13 protein-coding genes and 1 pseudogene are annotated in these 14,307 nt (G+C 35.9%); 7 read left to right on the top strand and 7 right to left on the bottom strand.

Annotation, left to right across the window (positions count from 1 at the left end):
* From CRO21_RS13910 to CRO21_RS13900, 3 genes and pseudogenes are all read left to right on the top strand, one after another.
* Positions 1-188, top strand: a pseudogene (locus CRO21_RS13910) (YqaJ viral recombinase family protein); the annotation flags it as partial.
* Positions 189-480: 292 nt separating this feature from the next.
* Complete coding sequence (locus CRO21_RS13905) at positions 481-1,422, top strand: recombination directionality factor (protein WP_097079917.1); 942 nt, start codon at positions 481-483, stop codon at positions 1,420-1,422.
* Positions 1,423-1,510: 88 nt separating this feature from the next.
* Complete coding sequence (locus tag CRO21_RS13900; protein WP_097079916.1) at positions 1,511-1,738, top strand: AlpA family phage regulatory protein; 228 nt, start codon at positions 1,511-1,513, stop codon at positions 1,736-1,738.
* A gap of 137 nt (positions 1,739-1,875) precedes the next feature.
* Here CRO21_RS13900 and CRO21_RS13895 read toward each other — a convergent pair whose 3' ends face one another.
* The 6 genes from CRO21_RS13895 to CRO21_RS13875 form a co-directional block, all read right to left on the bottom strand.
* Entirely contained in the window at positions 1,876-2,838 is a 963-nt protein-coding gene (locus CRO21_RS13895) for a hypothetical protein (RefSeq protein WP_097079915.1), read from the bottom strand.
* A gap of 529 nt (positions 2,839-3,367) precedes the next feature.
* Complete coding sequence (locus CRO21_RS13890; protein ID WP_097079914.1) at positions 3,368-3,835, bottom strand: hypothetical protein; 468 nt, start codon at positions 3,833-3,835, stop codon at positions 3,368-3,370.
* 34 nt (positions 3,836-3,869) lie between these two features.
* Positions 3,870-4,094: a hypothetical protein gene (locus CRO21_RS13885; RefSeq protein ID WP_097079543.1), complete on the bottom strand. Its 225-nt coding sequence runs from the start codon at positions 4,092-4,094 to the stop codon at positions 3,870-3,872.
* Positions 4,091-4,225 (bottom strand): hypothetical protein, encoded by a 135-nt coding sequence (locus CRO21_RS17815; protein WP_265734866.1) that lies wholly within the window; start codon positions 4,223-4,225, stop codon positions 4,091-4,093. Before CRO21_RS17815 ends, CRO21_RS13885 begins: the two co-directional genes overlap by 4 nt.
* Before the next feature lie 4 nt (positions 4,226-4,229).
* Positions 4,230-4,487 (bottom strand): hypothetical protein, encoded by a 258-nt coding sequence (locus tag CRO21_RS13880; RefSeq protein ID WP_097079913.1) that lies wholly within the window; start codon positions 4,485-4,487, stop codon positions 4,230-4,232.
* Between the two features lie 191 nt (positions 4,488-4,678).
* A complete protein-coding gene (locus tag CRO21_RS13875) occupies positions 4,679-5,011 on the bottom strand; it encodes a hypothetical protein (protein WP_097079912.1) in 333 nt (110 codons plus the stop codon).
* A 441-nt stretch (positions 5,012-5,452) separates the two neighbouring features.
* Here CRO21_RS13875 and CRO21_RS13870 point away from each other — a divergent pair, with 441 nt between their 5' ends.
* Genes CRO21_RS13870 through CRO21_RS13855 form a run of 4 tightly spaced genes read left to right on the top strand, consistent with a single transcriptional unit; the run spans position 5,453 to position 11,858 of the window.
* Positions 5,453-8,215, top strand: a complete 2,763-nt coding sequence (locus CRO21_RS13870) for a class I SAM-dependent DNA methyltransferase (RefSeq protein WP_097079911.1) — start codon at positions 5,453-5,455, stop codon at positions 8,213-8,215.
* Positions 8,216-8,217: 2 nt separating this feature from the next.
* Positions 8,218-10,362 (top strand): DEAD/DEAH box helicase, encoded by a 2,145-nt coding sequence (locus CRO21_RS13865; protein WP_097079910.1) that lies wholly within the window; start codon positions 8,218-8,220, stop codon positions 10,360-10,362.
* 16 nt (positions 10,363-10,378) lie between these two features.
* On the top strand, positions 10,379-10,651 hold the full coding sequence (locus CRO21_RS13860; RefSeq protein ID WP_097079909.1) for a hypothetical protein: 273 nt from the start codon (positions 10,379-10,381) through the stop codon (positions 10,649-10,651).
* A gap of 13 nt (positions 10,652-10,664) precedes the next feature.
* Positions 10,665-11,858, top strand: coding sequence for a GIY-YIG nuclease family protein (locus CRO21_RS13855; protein WP_097079908.1), 1,194 nt, complete (start codon positions 10,665-10,667; stop codon positions 11,856-11,858).
* Between the two features lie 106 nt (positions 11,859-11,964).
* On the opposite strand, the gene CRO21_RS13850 is transcribed toward CRO21_RS13855, so the two are convergent.
* Entirely contained in the window at positions 11,965-14,067 is a 2,103-nt protein-coding gene (locus CRO21_RS13850; RefSeq protein ID WP_097079907.1) for a VRR-NUC domain-containing protein, read from the bottom strand.
* Positions 14,068-14,307 lie beyond the last annotated feature (240 nt).

Below are 14,307 nucleotides of genomic sequence, written 5' to 3'. Positions count from 1 at the left end.
TTCAAGCCTTAATGAAAGATGCCGAACGGGCTATTTTTAGTAAAGGCAGTGTGACATGGAAAAAATCCAGAGATAGCATTGTACTGGATCAAAAGGCTGCGTTACAGGAAAAGCCTGAACTACTGCAACAGTATCCACAGCAACGTCAGGGTAGTCGACGTTTTAATGTTTATCCTGCAAAGGCATAAAGCATCTATTTTTACCCATTGTACATTTTTTACTACTTCCAACTTTAACTGTTTTATTTCCCAAATTTCAAATATCTGCAAAGCCACCTCCATTTGCCCCTCCTTCAATTATGAAGAAAGGGCGTTGGCGCAGCTTTGCATTCTTGCATATCGCACATTCATGTCTCCCGTACCTCAATACTTATACGCAACAACCTCAATTTTTTTATTTCATCAATTGTTGTGGTTGAGGGAGCCGTGCATTCAATGGATATGGGAAAACCGTAAACAAATGCAATCAAGGACCATCATCATGATTAAAGGTTTAGCAATTACCCCACCAATATTGGGGCGTATCAGTATCGGTAAAATAGTCGAAAAGAACGGCAAACGATTACCTGAAAAGGATGATCAATTCACGATTACCAGTCAAATCCAAAACAAGGACGGCTGGGTGAAACATCCACTGGATGAACAGCTTCGAGCCAAAGCACAAAATGGCAAACTTAGAAGTATTCCGGTACGCATGATCTTTAATGATCCCGAACTAAATTTAAGAGCAGAATACACCTTGTTTGACCGACAAACGGGACGACCGGTCTGTGTCGGTAATGGAGAAACCTGCCAGCGACTTACCCAACAGGGTGTTGAACAACTGCCGTGTCCATCACCTGATTTATGTCCTTTGGCACAGGGCGGACAATGTAAACCTTATGGCCGTTTACATGTCAATCTGGATGACAGTGATGAGTTAGGTACTTTTATATTTCGTACCACGGGCTATAACAGTATCCGCACTTTAGCAGCACGGCTTAGTTACTACCATGCGGCATCCTGTGGGCTCTTGTCGTGTTTACCATTGCAATTGACCTTAAGAGGAAAATCCACCACCCAGAGTTATCGTACTCCGGTGTATTACGTGGATTTAACCTTGCGTGACGGGATCAATTTAAAAGATGCCATTCAGATGGCAAAAGAACTGGATCAGCAAAGTAAAGCCGCAGGCTTTGAACAGGATGCACTGGATTATATTGCCAGAGTGGGTTTTAACAATGCGGTATTTGAACTACAGGAGGATGAAGGCATGCAGATTGCCGAGGAGTTTTATCCTGAGATGATTGAGCAGGCAGACCATCCACATGTGGAAGGACAAAAGCATAACGCCAAAACACAAAATAGTAGTACACATGCCGAGCTTAATCCTGTGATGCAGTTAAAACAGGGATTACGGCAAAGTGTCAAGGCAGTGAATTAAACCTTAGCGACTTTCCAATGTTAAAAAATACAGAACACCGACTTGTATCGAGAGAAACCGCTCTCGATTAACAATTTGGAGTAACAACATGAACCCATCAACTGAATATCAATACCGTATCTTTAACATCAAAACTGTGATTGAAGTGACTGCGCTGAGTCGTTCTACTATTTATGAGATGATCAAACCCACATCACCGTATTATGATGCCAGTTTCCCCAAACCAGTACGTTTAACAGAAATCCGTATTGGCTGGGTATCACAGGAAATCTATGACTGGCTGGAAGTTAAGATTGCACAACGGGAGGATAAATAGAGGGAGGTGGCTCCCTTTATTTTTTGTTGAGTGAAATACAGAACAAGATTGTTTTGAAAAATATTGGTGTGGTATAGTAAACCAAGTAACAAGTTGTTTATTTCGGATAAGCACCATTATGTTAAATGGCGATTATTTTAATGATCCATCTTCTGCCGACCTAACCTGATAAGATCTTGATGCATTTTTACAATTTGCCCAGCAGTTTCATGTAGGTTCTTAACCACCTCAAAAAAATGTTTTGGGTTATTCTCTTCCCATTCTGGAGGAACTGTCTGTCGATTTGGGTTGTTAGCTGGAAAAGTATTAACAGCAATTTGGCCAAGGTAGTTACCAATTAAATTATAGAGTTTGGATCTCAACTCTTCGAGTTCAGGGTCAATAAATTCATGTTCAGCATCTACCCAATTATTATAAAAATTATCTAATTGATCTAAAGAAGAAGATGGCCATGAAAACCCAGCCATATTTTGCTCATCAATAAAGCTAATACTCCCTTTAAAAGGAAGCGTCTCTTTAAGTTCATCAAATAGTTTACGATCGGACTCACGAAAGTTAATAACTTCTGGTTTTTCTAATACAGTTTGAGAAGGAGAACTAGAATGATGGTGGTCAAAAATCATTTTTAATGCAGTTGCAAAAGTTTTTGCAAGACTATTTCTAATAGGTGCTTTTTCTTCTTCAGTCGCAGAAAGTCTATAAGTTAATACACGCTTTGATTTGAGATCAAAAGGAAGCTTATCTGGTTCTCCGTATTCAGTATTCATGACCATAATAATTCGATTCCAACCGAGCGTTTTTACTGCATAACCAAGTTCCACTAGTACATTTGGATTTGGTGCAGGACGAGATGAAGTCGGATCAATAATTGAAACATCGCATACAAAGGCAAAAGTATTATCTATTTTGGAGAATATAGAATGAACAATATCAGGAGAACCTGACACCCCTAAAGTATCTCTATCCATAACAGGATTAATAGTAGTAGTATCATCTTTTTGTAACGATTCTATAGCTTTCTCTAAAGCGGTATTGATCAAATTTCTATTCGTATTAGATGGACAATCAGATTGCCAAGAATAGAAAATTTTATTTTGCATTTTTATCTCACTAAATGAAGTTTATCTAAAATTAACATAATACGCCTTATGCGAAGCAACTGAATTAGTTTAGTTGTTTCAATAATTTGCAATACACTTCAGGCCAGACTGTAGCGATTGAAATATATTGGTTGTTTTGCAACCAATTCCGATACTTTTCGCAAATATCTTAAATATTTTTTATTAATTACATCAAACATGTTTTATTTTAGTTAAAGTCCACTGAGCCAGAAAAATTAAATTAATTGGCAAGTAGTTTGATCACAGTGCTAATAAAAGCCTAAGGACAAGATGTAAGACTACCAAACACAAATTTAAAAATCACTACCCACCCAGCAGACTTTCTGTTTTTGTAAACGTACAACTTCACCTCATATTGAACCACCATTGCCGATTTTACTCGCTCGTACTACGGGCTTGGTCTTTGCCTTCAGCGATGACCATTAGTCTAATTCAATCTGTTTGATAGGTTATTGAGTTGGGCTAGCATTGCCTTTATTGATTATCCCAGACAATGCCAGCCGTTTTACTAGTAAGGTTGAACTTGATAACCATACTTTTTAATTCCATCATCTATCTCACCGTTAAATGAATGACAATAGGCAAAATATAGATTGGCACTACTTTCCAGAACTCGAGGAACGCCAAAGTCATTTAAAGGTAACACATCTAACTGACCACCCACACTTATTGAGGGTTGTTGGTATGAACAAACAAGCGTGATTTTATGAGGTTTCTTAGCCCATGAAATTTTTTTCGAGGCATTGGAAACATTCGGCGAATCCCCACCCAGAATTCGCACATCTAAAATGACTTGATTAGGCGTATTTTGGATAATTGAAGTTGAAACGGCCTTTGCCCATGAGCATGAATCCATATGACAACTACCATAGGTAATAAAACCAGTTTTTTGATTAATTTTAAAAGGTACTTGAGCTGCACAGATTGCTGGTGTCGCTGCAATGATAAGAAGTGTTGCTGTGATTAATTTTTTCATCAGTTTTTCCTTGAGGAGAATATAAATTTGTGAATTATTTGGAACGTAAAATCAGCGTACCGATGATGAGTAAAATCAGTACACCACCGATAAATTTACCTACCGATGGAAACATCACAGCAGGCCATACAAGACCTTGACCTAAATTAAACATAAAGGACTTATCGTTATACTGTCCCCAGAAATGCTGATACACTGCAAAGAAGAACCCAATAATAAAATAACCACCAATCACCCATGCTTTAATGTTGTCTTTCATTTTTTATCCCCACCTACAGCAAAATTCACCAGCAGCATAAATAGACCGACCAGAATCATAAAACCAATAAACGGTAAACCTAGAAATGCCACAACAATCACCACAACCAGAATGCCTGCAAGAATACGCATAAGCCTACTCCTTCATACATTGCATGCCATATCGTACAATTTCATTTTGAAATTCCGCTGTTTGGCTAATGATATAAAACTTTTCTTCCAGTCGATCTGCACCATATTTATCTTCAATTTTTTCATAGACACATTCACAGGTAGAGCTATCCGCACCACCCATTTTGCAGCCTTTAACAAATTCACGTTCAGATTTGCTCGTACAACCAGCAACTGACATTCCCAGTAATACCAGTGACAGGGCAGATAAATAAATTTTCATTGTTACTCCGTTCGTTATTATTTTTTTAGATATGATTCATGTCATTAATTCTGGATGTAATAGATCAATCATCCAGCCCCATGGCTAAACAAACCCCAATAAAATAAAGCGCTGGATAGTATTCAGACCAAAAGTATCAACATACTGACGCAACCATAACTAAAAAAGTTAAAGTAAAAGAAAGCAAACCTTTATTTACAGGTTACTTTTTTGGCATTCTGAAATTCCATGATGGTAGTAATCCCTTCATAGCTTTCAAGCTTTTGGTCTTTGGCGGTGATCTGAATACAATCGCCTTTTTTAACGGATTTGAGGTTTTGATATTGCTTCGGGGTTAGATCAACAGCATAGATAGAAATGTTGCCTTTATTGGTTGGAAAAAAAGCAGCTTCTTCACTCCATTGAATGTTATTTTTAACTTTTACGGTGATGCTGGCAGCATAAAGGCTTGAGGTGGAAAATAGTGCAGCAACAGCCAATAGCTGAACTGATTTTTTGATAAAAGAGGGTGAAGAAAATTGCATGATAAAGCACCTTGTGTGTTAAACAAGTTCTACCTATCACTGCTAAATGATGGTGGCAGAACGAAAGAGGGTTAGCAGACTGGTCACACAAGTACCCAGCACGCACGAAGGCGTCCCCCTCCCGTTCCACCGCAGAGGGGTACGACAGGGTAAACAAAAAAAGGCTGTAAGCCTTTTTATGCTCTCGTGTGAATCGGTCTGCTAAAACCGACTGGCAATGTAGGCCAGTAAGGGAATGATAAATTTATGGGGGAAGTTAGTCAATTGAGAATCTGGATGTTTTTTCTCATGTTTACTTAATTACTTCACGCGGTATACTCTTTAAAAATTATTCTATTTAAAATGCTGCCTCAATTATTGGTCTTTCGGAGAAGTCACTTAAAAAAAATGATATTTATCTGCTAATATCTCAAACATCTTTTTGTATAATCCATTTACCTAATGAATGCCGTTGAAATTGAAGCAGCCGTATCCGAACTTGCAGAAAAGCCGTTTGATGCTCAAGAATTTGCTTATGACTTTTTAAGAGCTTTTGGCAATAAAGAAACAACTATAAAAAAATTACGTGCTGGTCAAAGTAATTCTTCTGATATTCAGAACGGTGTTCTGCAAAGAAATTATATTCATATAGCTGTATGTGATCAGGACTTAGTCACCAAGACTTTGAACACACTACGAGAAAGCAAGGCAACTGAGAAAGCAAAAGCTAAATTTATTCTGGTAACGGATGGCCTCAACTTACAAGCTGAAGACCTTATTTCTGGGGAAACCATTAGTTCTGAGTTTTCTAAGTTTGCAGAACATTTTGGGTTTTTCTTACCACTAGCAGGCATCTCAACTATTCGGGAAATTAAAGATAACCCGATTGATGTACGTGCAACGGGACGTTTAAATAAACTCTACATCGAATTATTAAAAGAAAATCCAGACTGGGCGACTGAGGAACGTCGCCAAGACATGAACCATTTCATGGCACGTTTAATTTTTTGTTTCTTTGCAGAAGATACTGAAATTTTCCAGCCAAGTGGAATTTTTACTCAGACAATAGAACAAATGTCGGAACGTGACTCAAGTAACACGCATGAAGTCATTAGTACGTTATTCCATGCGATGAATGTGGATCATCCTCAACGTGAGCAAACAAAATTTCCTGTTTGGGCGAGAAAATTCCCGTATGTAAATGGCGGCCTATTCTCTGGTAGTACAGAAGTTCCTAAATTTTCCAAAATTGCCCGTACTTATTTATTACATGCTGGAAAGCTAAATTGGCAAGAAATCAACCCTGATATTTTTGGCTCAATGATTCAGGCTGTTACCGATGATGGCGAGCGTGGTTCATTGGGAATGCACTATACTAGTGTGCCAAACATCTTAAAGGTCTTAAACCCTTTATTCCTTGATGATTTAAATGAACAATTAGAAGCTGCTAAGGAAAGTCCTCTAAAACTCTTAAACTTACGTAAACGAATTGCACGTATACGTGTATTTGATCCAGCATGCGGCTCTGGAAATTTTCTTGTTATTGCTTATAAACAACTCCGTAAAATTGAAAATAAAATTAATGAACTACGTGGTGAGAATGGTCGTGCTACAGATATTCCTCTAACTAATTTCCGTGGTATTGAAATTAATAGTTTCCCTGCGGAAATTGCAAGATTGGCATTAGTGATTGCTGAATACCAGTCAAATGTTCAGTATTGTGGTCAAATTGAAGCTTTACAGACAGTGTTACCACTATCTAAAGAAAACTGGATTATTTGTGGGAATGCTCTGCGTTTAGATTGGTTAGAAATATTTCCACCTTTTGATAGTACTGTCAAAATTTTAGCAGATGATTTATTTGAAACTCCGCTTAATCAACCAGAGTTCAATTTTGAATATGAAGGGGGGGAAATATATATATGTGGAAATCCTCCATATTTAGGATCAACATGGCAAAGTAAAGCACAAAAAGAAGATTTAGAATTAGTCTTCTCCAATACTACGAAAAACTGGAAAGCTTTGGACTATGTCGCAGGCTGGTTTATGAAAGCAGCTCATTATGGAGCTTCAACAAAGTATGCCTGTAATATTGCTTTTGTTGCAACTAATAGCATTTGTCAGGGACAACAAGTTCCATTCTTATGGCCTTCAATTTATGAAAAGAAATTCCAGATTTCATTTGCATATAAATCTTTTAAATGGGCTAATCTTGCCTCTCATAATGCTGGAGTAATTGTTGTAATCGTAGGTATTACAAATGAACAAAAGAAGCTCAAATTTTTATATGAAGTTGATGATACTAATGTAGTTAATTGTAAAACAGTAACAAATATAAATCCTTATTTAGTAGCTAGCGATACAGTTATTATTGATAAAGCAATGAAACCTCTGAATTCCTTACCAGTCATGGATTTTGGCAATAAAGCCGATGATGGAGGATTTTTAACATTAGATTCAAGTGAGTTGAGCGACTTGAATCTATCCAAATTAGAAAGAAAAAAATTCATAAAACCATTTTATGGCTCGAAAGAGTTCATTAATGGTGAGACAAGATACTGTATTTGGATTGAAGATACTGATTTAGAAGAAGCTAAAAACATCGTTAGAATCAATCAAAGAATTGAGCTAGTAAAAAGTGCGAGACTTGCTAGTAGAGATGCCTATGCAAGAAGTCTAGCTATAAGATCACATCAGTTTAAAACGCCAAGACTAGCTAAAAAAACTGTAATTGTCACCCCCCGAGTAAGTTCAGAAAATCGACCATATTTACCTGTTGGTCTTTTAGATAATAGTTCTGTAATAGGGGACAGAAATTTTGCTTTATACGATGCTCCAATATGGTGTATTTCACTAATTGCGTCCAGATTGCACTGGATATGGATAGGTACTGTTTGCGTTAGATTGGGACTTAGCTTTTCATACTCTAATACTTTGGGTTGGAACACTTTTCCACTCCCTAAGTTAACAGAAAAAAATAAAGCAGATTTAATCCGTTGTGCTGAAAATATTTTGTTGGCACGGGAAGCACATTTCCCTGCAACGATTGCAGACCTTTACGATCCAGAAAAAATGCCCGAAAACTTACGTGCTGCTCATGAGCAAAATGATGAAGTTCTAGAACGTATTTATATTGGCCGTCGCTTTAAGAATGATACAGAGCGTCTTGAGAAACTATTTTCAATGTATACCGAAATGACTTCAAAACAAGTAGGAAAGAAATAAGCATGACAACTTCAGAAAATCCAACAAATAAACGGACTGTTCCTGCTGTTTCTATCAAAACTGCTTGCACAGGGGTATCAAACAAAGCAAATGAGCTAGGCATGCGACCTATGCAAGAACGTGCCTTTGAAAAACGGGGAGAACAATACTTATTAATTAAGTCTCCACCTGCTTCTGGTAAATCACGTGCATTGATGTTCATTGCCCTAGACAAATTAGCCCATCAAGGTATTCAACAAGCTTTAATTGTCGTTCCTGAACGTTCTATTGGCAGTAGCTTCGCAGATGAAGAACTGACTAAGTCCGGTTTCTGGGCAGATTGGAAAGTACAACCACACTGGAACTTATGCAATGCTCCAAATGCCGATGATGAAAAAGTTGCTAAGTCAAAGGTAAAGGCTGTCGGTGAATTCCTAACGAGTGATGACAAAGTATTAGTTTGTACACATGCAACTTTTCGTTTTGCAGTGGAAGAACTCGGTGTAGAAGTTTTTGACAATCGGCTTATAGCAATTGATGAGTTCCACCATGTAAGCAGCAATCCTGATAATAAATTGGGTAATCAATTAGGCCAATTTATTGAACGTGATAAAGCTCATATTGTGGCAATGACAGGTTCATATTTTAGGGGTGATTCAGAAGCTGTACTCTCTCCAACTGATGAAAATAAATTTGAGACTGTTACTTATACTTACTATGAGCAATTAAATGGTTATAGCTATTTAAAAGCACTGGATATTGGTTATTTCTTCTATACAGGAAAATATACCGATGCTGTAATGAAAGTATTAGATCCTAGCCTAAAAACGATTATCCATATCCCAAACGTCAACTCTAAAGAAAGTACCAAAATTGGTAAACATCTTGAAGTTGAACATATCATGGATGAGCTAGGCACGTGGAAAGGCGTAGATGATGAGACAGGATTTCATTTAGTCGAAATCACAACCAAATCTGGTAACAAACGTACTCTAAAAGTTGCAGACCTTGTAGATGATAGTGATGCAGCTAAGCGTTCCAAAGTATTAACAGCACTCAAAGATCCAAAGCAACGTTTTAATCGTGACCATGTTGATATCATTATTGCCTTAGGTATGGCCAAAGAAGGATTTGACTGGATCTGGTGTGAACATGCTCTCACTATTGGTTATCGCAGTAGTTTGACGGAGATTGTGCAAATTATTGGTCGTGCTACACGTGATGCCGAAGGTAAATATCGTGCTAAATTTACCAATTTAATTGCTGAACCAGATGCTTCAGAAAAGCTTGTAGTTGAGGCTGTCAATGACATGCTAAAAGCGATTGCTGCAAGTCTATTGATGGAACAAGTACTTGCCCCTCGTTTTGAGTTCACGCCCAAAGATCAAGGTGCTTTAGATGGCTTTGATTATGGTGAAGACGGTTATCAAAAAGGAAAAAGTAATATAGGTATTAATGATAAAACAGGACAAGTCCATGTTGAAATTAATGGCCTTAAAAAACCCGCATCTGAAGAAGCTAATCGAATCTGCAAGGAAGATTTGAATGAGATCATCACAGCTTTTGTACAGAATAAATCAGCAATCGAACGAGGCTTATTCGACCAAGAAAATATTGTTCCAGAAGAGCTAACACAATTGGCATTGGGTAAAATTGTTCAGGAAAAATATCCAGAGTTAGAAACCGAAGACCAAGAAGCTGTTCGTCAGCATGCAATTGCAGCTTTCAACTTAATTCAACAAGCAAAGAAAGAACTTGAACAAGCACAGGAAACGCTTGGTGGCACTACTCCCCAATTTACAGATCCTGATAACAAACCTGAATCAAATTTAGCCTTTATTCAAGGCGTAAAAAGGTTTATAAATGTCAGAGATCTCGATATTGACTTAATCGATCATATCAACCCATTTGAATCAGCTTATGCTGTACTTTCAAAGGCAATGGATGAGGCTACACTGCGTCAAGTCCAAGCTCATATTTCTGCTAAGCGCATCAATCTAAGCCCTGTAGAGGCAAAAGACTTAGCAATTCGTGCAGTGCAATTTAAAAAAGAACGTGGTCGTTTACCAGATATGAATTCTCAAGATGCTTGGGAAAAAAGAATGGCGGAAGGTGTTGCTGCTTTTACAAGATTTAAGGCACAAGAAAAAGCGAAAGCTAGTATTTGACAGTGGATAATAAGCAATGAAACGACTTTCAGATGAACAAATTTTAGATGAACTAGAAATCGAACTTGAGTTAAAATCTGCGAAGGTTCTAAGTCCGTTAGAAGAACGTCTGATTTCTGGTTTTGAAGAAATTAATATTTTCTATGAAACTCATCAACGCGTTCCATCCCTTAATGATGATGCAGATATTTTCGAAAAACTATATGCATCTCGTCTTGGAAAAATTAAGCAGAACTCTGCAATGAGATCTGTTGTGACCCATCTCGATAAGTTCGAACTATTAGGTTAAAAAGGTAAATTTTATGGCTGATATTTCTGATGACGATTTACTATCAGAATTAGGTATAGATATAGCACCAGTAGAACAGGTGACCTATACAGCCAAAGAAGAACGTTTGATCTCTGGGTTTGAGGAAATTATTCAATTCTATGAAAAAAACCAAAGAGTTCCATCAAACTCAAATGATGCTGATATTTTTGAACGCCTTTATGCTGTTAGGCTTGATCAACTTAGAAAATTGCCTGAAGCCATATCTCTTCTAGAGCACTTTGATCAACATGATCTATTAAATAGCACTACTTCCACACCATCTGATATGTCTGAATTAGAGGATGATGACTTACTTTCTGAATTAGGGATTGAAGTTGAAAGTAAAGATAATATTATGGCACTACAACATGTTAGATCACAAAAAGAACGTGAAGCAAATGAATTAACAGCGACTCGAAAAGCATGTGCAGACTTCGATGTATTCAAAGGGATATTTGATCAAATCTCCAAAGAACTAGAAAATGGACTACGGATTACAAAGCCATTTGGTAAAGATGCAAGTATCGAATTACATGATTGGTTTATTGTGGATGGACAAATTGTCTACGTTGCAGAAATAGGTGAATATTTTAAGGCCCCTAATGGTGAAAATGATGCACGACTAAGAACAATCTATTCCAATGGAACTGAAAGTAATTTGTTAATGCGGTCATTAAAAAAAGCCTTAAATGAAGATGTAGCCGGAAGACGTATATTAGTTGCGAATCATACAGGCCCATTATTTGATCCAGGAAATCTGCCTCAACTAAAAAATGAAATTGAGATTAAAAGTGGCTCAATTTATGTATTACAAAGTCTTTCTGATCACCCTTATATCAAGAAAAATAAAAATATTATCCATAAAATTGGTGTTACTACAGGGAAAGTCAATAAACGTATTAAGGAAGCTCGTAAAGATGCTACATATTTATTAGCTGATGTTGAAATTGTGGCAACGTATTCTCTCCCTGAAAATCTTGTTCCGCATAGGTTAGAAAAACTTATTCATAAAGTTCTACAATCAGCTCAACTTGATATTACTATTGATGATAGATTCGGAAACCCAGTAAAACCTAAAGAGTGGTTTTTGGTGCCAATAAATATCATTGATGAAATTGTCGAAAAAATTAAGGATGAAACTATTACACAAGTGACTTATGATCCAATTACAGCCAAATTGTACTAGAATTTTGCCCTCCTTTTACTATCACCTCAATTGAACTTGCTATTGTTTGAAGTTATTTAATAGGAGTTGTTTTAATCATTTTGGTTCTATTTAGGTACTATGCAGACTAAAACTCAATATTTAATTTTTTCTTATAAATATTTAGTCTTTTTTCTGCTCGATCTATAAACTGATCATAGAAAAGAATTTCAGAGTATAATTCACCGTATGGTGCCCTTGTTTCAGGATTAATGATAGGGCTCGTGTTAAAATATCCATCACCACTAGGAAACCTCTCATAATGCGTTGGCATTCTTGATTCATCTAATGTATTACCAATCAAGTAACCGTAAAATTTTTTTATTCTCCCACCAGATTTTGCTGCCAGAAGTCTAGAATACTGGACTAAATCAGGAATATGATCTTGAAGAGGTTCATTAGGGGCTTTAAATTCAATAATAATAGCAGAACCTTCTTCATTGAAAATTGCAATATCAGGCCGTTTTTTAGAATGGTCTTGATTATTTTTTTTGAATAAAGCTTCCAAACTTTCATCAATGTCTGATTCAAATAATTTTTTATTACCTTTAAATGTAAATGATGAAAGTGGTTTATCTGAGGCTATATGCTCAAAATAATGGTATTCCTCATTTAATATCCAAATATCATGATCTATGCTTTCAGTATTATTTTTTCCAGTCGGAAAAAAAATATTATGAATTATTCTTTCATCTTCACGTCGGACACAAGAGGATTTATCTTGACAAGCAAGCATAAGCTTTACAGCCTTTCGTAATACTTCAATCATAGAGGAACGGCGAACCACAAGTTGAGATAAGTTAGCCATATCCATTTTTTTGAGGGTACTTGTGTATTTCCAAGAAAGATCGTTAATTTTTGTTCTAAAATCTTCACTACGAGGGTCTAATTCTAGTACCTCCTGTTTTATATCAAATAAGTTTGATGTGTCTTTGACAATCTCATCTTGAAGTTTTTTTAAAACACGTTTGGCAATATTTTCTTCAGTATCACTGTAGTGAATTTTAATGTTAGTTTCTTCAAGCATTGTCCGAGATATACCAAATCTCTCCTGAGTAGAGATTATTAAAGAATTCTTATCAAAATCTTTTGGAGTTAAAATTAAATAGACATAGTCTTCTAGAGATTCAATGAGATCTTGCATTGAAATTTCATCAATAAGATCTTCACCATTCCCACAGTCTTTTGGAATATTGAACCCATCACGTTGCTGATTCACTTTGCCTTCAAGAAATTCACTTTCTACTAGGATCAATTCAAATTGACCATCAATAGGTTTTTTTATATCAGATGCTGTACGGAAAAATTTTTTTGTTAGAGAATAAACTATTGCAGAATTTGCACAGAGGGCAATTTCGTGTTGTAAATTAATATTTTCAGATGAAGTAATTGAATACCTTGTAATTTTTAGATTATATTTTGGTTTAATAGAATTACTATGCGAACATTTTATATATATTGTTTTAGTATCTACAGGAGTGGGTAAGTCCATAGAAGAAATTTCAAAGGAAGATTTTTTATTATTATTATTTTCATTAAAAACAATAGAAAACTCTCCAACTATATCTTTTAAAAGAAGAAAACGCTGAAGAAATGCTGTTAAAATATAATTTTTAATTGAAAGTGCTGAAAAATCGTTACGAATAGATATATCGCTAAAGTTTTTAAATGCGTTCTGTTTGATACCTTTAAGAGTAATTTTTGTATGTATATCTTGAGATTCAACATCATATTGATTGAATTGTGATTCTGAAACTTCTATCGTTTCTGAGTTTATAGATAGTTTTCTACGTTTTAAAATTTTTGTATCTAAATAATTACTATCGATATTTAATGATTCAAAGTAATGAAAGAACTGGATTCTTCCTGCACCCTTACATTTCCCAAGCCCTTCTATCTGTAAGTAATCTTTAAATGTTGAATCTTTCGTAATAAAAGCTTTGACTTGTGCATTACCAAATCCTGCTCCATTATCCAAGCAAGAAATAGCCAAATCATATTCGTCATCTTCAAATAATGATTTCTGATAAAACTCTATTTCAAAAGTGATAGAAAGCTTGGGAGGATTTAAGTCTTCATTTCTACGTATTAAATACGAATCAATAGCGTTAGCTAGCAACTCCTCAATAACAACATATCTGTTTACACTAGGAGGAGTATTTTTTAAACCACCTTTAATATCTAAGGTCATGATAAATTTCTACTAAAATAAACTTTCATCTACATCACTATGTAAATCCTTTGATCAAAGATCAGGGTTAGCTTAAGAATATATCAAATTTGAATTTTTACTGGAATACTTTGTGACTAATTATTAGATATACCCTTTAAATTATAGACTTCATATACAATTGCATGATATACAAAACCAGAATCAGTTATGTTAATTTAATTAAGCTTCCTTAGACATAGCGGCTGGTTGTTCTTTATA

Origin of the sequence: Acinetobacter puyangensis, from assembly GCF_900096995.1 — a bacterium.
Taxonomy (GTDB): domain Bacteria; phylum Pseudomonadota; class Gammaproteobacteria; order Pseudomonadales; family Moraxellaceae; genus Acinetobacter; species Acinetobacter puyangensis.
Note: the sequence above shows the minus strand (reverse complement) of the source record. Positions and strands in the feature narration are given on the sequence as shown.